This is a genomic window from Nitratidesulfovibrio oxamicus (assembly GCF_015731765.1).
GTDB classification, from domain to species: Bacteria; Desulfobacterota; Desulfovibrionia; order Desulfovibrionales; family Desulfovibrionaceae; genus Cupidesulfovibrio; species Cupidesulfovibrio oxamicus.
The window spans coordinates 1-4,171 of sequence record NZ_VRYY01000215.1; the positions used below are offsets into that span (position 1 = coordinate 1).

General features: G+C 66.5%; 3 protein-coding genes. 2 read left to right on the forward strand and 1 reads right to left on the reverse strand.

Annotation, left to right across the window (positions count from 1 at the left end; all coding sequences use genetic code 11):
- Positions 1 to 328: 328 nt before the first annotated feature.
- Positions 329 to 976 carry a PAQR family membrane homeostasis protein TrhA gene (trhA, locus tag FVW20_RS08505; protein WP_196609082.1) on the forward strand — a complete coding sequence of 216 codons (648 nt, stop codon included), beginning with the start codon at positions 329 to 331 and terminating at the stop codon, positions 974 to 976.
- Positions 977 to 1,087: 111 nt separating this feature from the next.
- Here the strand turns inward: trhA and FVW20_RS08510 are convergent, their stop codons facing one another.
- Positions 1,088 to 1,393: a Dabb family protein gene (locus tag FVW20_RS08510; RefSeq protein ID WP_196609080.1), complete on the reverse strand. Its 306-nt coding sequence runs from the start codon at positions 1,391 to 1,393 to the stop codon at positions 1,088 to 1,090.
- A 426-nt stretch (positions 1,394 to 1,819) separates the two neighbouring features.
- Between FVW20_RS08510 and FVW20_RS08515 the strand changes: the two genes are divergently transcribed.
- Positions 1,820 to 3,508, forward strand: a complete 1,689-nt coding sequence (locus FVW20_RS08515) for a long-chain fatty acid--CoA ligase (RefSeq protein WP_196609081.1) — start codon at positions 1,820 to 1,822, stop codon at positions 3,506 to 3,508.
- Positions 3,509 to 4,171 lie beyond the last annotated feature (663 nt).

The window sequence follows — 4,171 nt, forward strand, 5'->3', positions numbered from 1 at the left end:
CCGCCCCCGGTGTCAACGGCTGCACCCGCAGCGCCTGCGGCGCCGGCCAAGCCCGCGGCACCGGCCAAGCCCGCCGACGACGACTACGGCACGTAGCCGAACATCCCGCAGCCCCACCCCCGAAACGATACCTGCAAGGCAGGACGCGGCATGCCGCGTCCTGCCTTCTTTCATGTTTCACGCGTACACCATGCGCGCCCCCTGAAACACGCCGAGAGACTTCGCCGCCGGAATCATGTATGGCTTGGCAGTCAACGTCTTTCTTCCGGAGGCCACCCGCATGACCGCAGCCCTGCACCCATCCCCCGCAACATCGCTGCTGCGCCGCATGGCATCCAGCCTGCGCGACCCCGTCAGCGGCCTTACCCACTGCATCGGCGCGCTGCTGGCCGTGCTGGGCACGGTGCTGCTGCTGGTGCGCGCCGCCTCGCCCCTGCTGCCGTGGCACGTGGTGACCTTTTCCGTTTTCGGGGTGTCCATGGTGCTGCTGTACACGGCCAGCACCCTGTACCACTGGCTGCCCCTGCCGGAGCGGGGCGTGCGCCTGATGCGCCGCGTGGACCATTCCATGATCTTCGTCTACATCGCGGCCACCTACACGCCCATCTGCCTCATCCCGCTGCGCGGGCCATGGGGCTGGGCGCTGTTCGGTTGCGTGTGGGCGGTGGCCGTGGCGGGCATCTTCACCAAGGTGTTCTGGCTGCACGCGCCGCGCTGGGTGTCCACCGGCATCTACCTGGGCATGGGCTGGATGGCTCTGGCGGGCATCTACCCGCTGGTCATGAACCTGCAGGCCGGGGCGCTGGCCTGGCTGGTGGCGGGCGGCGCGTTCTATTCTGTGGGCGCGGTGATCTACGCGCTGAAGCGCCCCAACCGCTACCGGCACTTCGGATTCCACGAGATATTCCATCTGTTCGTGATGGCGGGCAGCTTCTGCCACTTCGTGGTCATGTATTCCTACGTCAGCGTGCTGTAACCCCCGCACGGCGCTCTGCCACAGCGTCCCCCCCTTCGACGGATTCCTGAACGAAACGGGGAGGCATGCCCATCGGCGTGCCTCCCCGTCTGATTTCACGGCGCGTGCGCGCTACACCGTGAAGTCGATGGCCTTGCGGCTGGCCACGATCTTCTTGATGAAATCCACGCATTGCACGTGCTCGGGGTGTCCGGCGTAGGCCTTCAGCCCTTCGGCGTCGTCGTGGGTGGAAACCAGGATGATCTGCACCGGCTCGGTGGTGGTGCCGAGGAAGGTGGTGCTCACCTCCAACCCCTTCAGGCTGGGAATCCTGCCCATGAGCGGGTCGAGCATGGCCTTCATCTTGGCGGCGTTCTCGGCAGCGGAAGCGCCTTCCGCCTCGTCCTTCAGGGTCCACCAGACGATATGCTTGAGCATGGGTAACCTCGTGCGGCGTTGGGGTTTGGATGGTTCCTCCGGTATGCGACACGACGGGCTGCCCGGTCAACCGGTGCAGGCATGCGCACCCGCAGGGGCAGGCGCAGCACCCAGCGCACGTACAATCCGCCACGACACGGCGCACCGTCCTTGCCCGTTCCTTCCGGCTTCACCCCGCCCCCGGCGGCAGCGCCCCCCCCGTCCAGCCCTCACCCCCCTTACAGCCGCGTACAGCCAGCGTCCCCGACCTCCGTGGCCGCCCCCCGTGCCCGCACCTGCACCCGGCCACTGCAACGCCACGCCGCCCCTCACCGCCCGTGACGTTACGGCGACACCCGGCATTCCCTGCCCGTCGCCGCATCGCATGGGATTGCGGCGAATCCGGCTTTGCCGTACATCCGTGAAGTCTCACATGAAGGAGCTTGCATGGAGTTGCAGACGCTTACCCTCAGGCGGGTGCTGGAACGCAGCGCCGAACTGTACGCAGACCAGCCCGCGCTGTCGCAAATCGGCGGCACGCCGGTAACCTTCCGCGAACTGCTCGAACACGCCACCACCGTGTCCGCCCTGCTGGCGGAACAGGGCGTGGCGCGCGGCGACCGGGTGGCCATCCTGTCCGAAAGCATGCCCAACTGGGGCATCGCCTATTTCGCCATTACCGCCATGGGCGCCATCGCGGTGCCCATCCTTCCGGAATTTCACGCGGATGCCGTGCACCACATCATCCGCCATTCGGAAGCCAAGGCGGTGCTCGTCTCCGAGCGGTTGTTCCCCAAGCTGGAGGACGGCCAGTTCGATGTCCCGCCGGTGCTCATCCAGATAGAGAATTTCCACCCCGTGCAGCAGGGGGCCACGCGCGACAAGTTGCGCGAACTGAAGGAACGCGGCCTGCGCGAATTCCGCCGCCTGCGCGACAAGGCCATGCGCTTCACCCACCTGGCCGTCGAAGAGCCGGGCGAGGACGACGTGGCGGCCATCATCTACACCTCCGGCACCACCGGCCATTCCAAGGGCGTGGTGCTGACCCACCGCAACATCGTGTGGGACGCCGACGCGGTGAAGAGCATCGTGCGCATTGCCCCCGGCGACCGCATGCTGTCCATCCTGCCCCTGTCGCACACCTACGAATGCACGCTGGGGCTGGTGCTGCCGGTGCTGAACGGCGCGCACGTCCACTACATGGACAAGCCGCCCACGGCGCGCGCCCTGCTGCCCGCGCTGGCCCAGGTGCGGCCCACTGCCATGCTGTCGGTGCCGCTGGTCATCGAAAAGATCTTCAAGTCCGCCGTGCTGCCCAAGTTCACCGATACCTGGCTGAAGCGGCGGCTGTATGCGCTGCCCTTCGTGCGGCGCAAGCTGCACGCCATGGCGGGCAAGAAGCTGCTGCAAACCTTTGGCGGCGCGCTGCGCATCTTCTGCATCGGGGGCGCGGCCATAGCGCCGGACGTGGAACGCTTTCTGCGCGAGGCGGGCTTTCCGTACGCCATCGGCTACGGCCTGACCGAAACCTCGCCCCTTGTGGCGGGCTGCGGCCCGGCCGATACCCGCCTGACCGCCACTGGCTGGCCGCTGGCCGGGGTGGAAGTACGCATCGACGCGTCCGACCCGGCCACCGGCGAAGGCGAAATACTGGTGCGCGGCCCCAACGTGATGCGCGAATACGCCAAGGCGCCGGAGATCACCGCGTCCGTGTTCACCGAAGACGGATGGTTCCGCACCGGCGACCTCGGCAAGTTCGACCGCGACGGCTACCTGTACATCAAGGGCAGGCTGAAGAACGTCATCGTGGGCCCCAGCGGCGAAAACATCTACCCCGAAGAGGTGGAGGCGATCATCCAGCAGTCGCCGTACGTGATGGAATCGCTGGTGTTCCAGCTGGACGGCAGGCTGGCGGCGCGCATCCACCTGGACTACGCGCGGCTGGACGAGGAATTCGGGGGACTGCCCGCCACCAAGGCCCGCGAAAAGGTGGCCGCCCTGCTGGAAGAACTGCGCAACGACGTGAACACCAAGGTGTCCACCTTCGCCCGGCTGCACAAGGTCATCGAGCAGACCGAACCCTTCGAGAAAACGCCCACCCACAAGATCAAGCGCTACCTGTACGTGGAACAATAGGCGGTTCCGTATCCCGCCGGGCGTCGCGATCAGGGCCGAACGGCGACGGACAGGTCCAGGCTGCTTCGGACTGTACGGGACGCGAGGCATGGAAGTGGGCATGGAAGTGGGCATGGAAGTGGGCAGGGACGGGGGCAGGGACGGGGGGCATGACACGCCCCTTCGTCAGGGAGCAGGGAGGGCGGTCAAATTTCTTGGCCGCCTTCCGGGACCGGGAAAGGCCGGTTCAACTTCCTGCACGCAAGGCAGGGGCGACACCAAAGAAAGCCACGCAATAAATACGTGTAATACCCGAATGTTATACATAAGGAATATGACAACGCGCCTCTTGGCACGCCCCATGCATTAACCAAGTCATCCTTCCTTTCTTTGCATGACGCAGAAATCGGCTTGCGGGTGGTCCGCAAGCCGTTCTGCGTTTCGGGCAGCCGCACACCCGATGCCGTCCGCTTTTCAAGCCGGGCGCTCTGGGGTATCCGTCAGGCTGACGGACACACTCTGCCCGCGCCCCGCGCGGCACCCCCGGCCATACCATGGGATTCTTCAAAGGCGGAAAGCCCCGCGCCTCCGCCTCTTGCGCAGTCGCCCCGCACGCAGAAACCACGCCGCACCCGGCCACGCCCGGCGGGGCGGCTGACGCCGCACGCCCCGACACCGACGAGG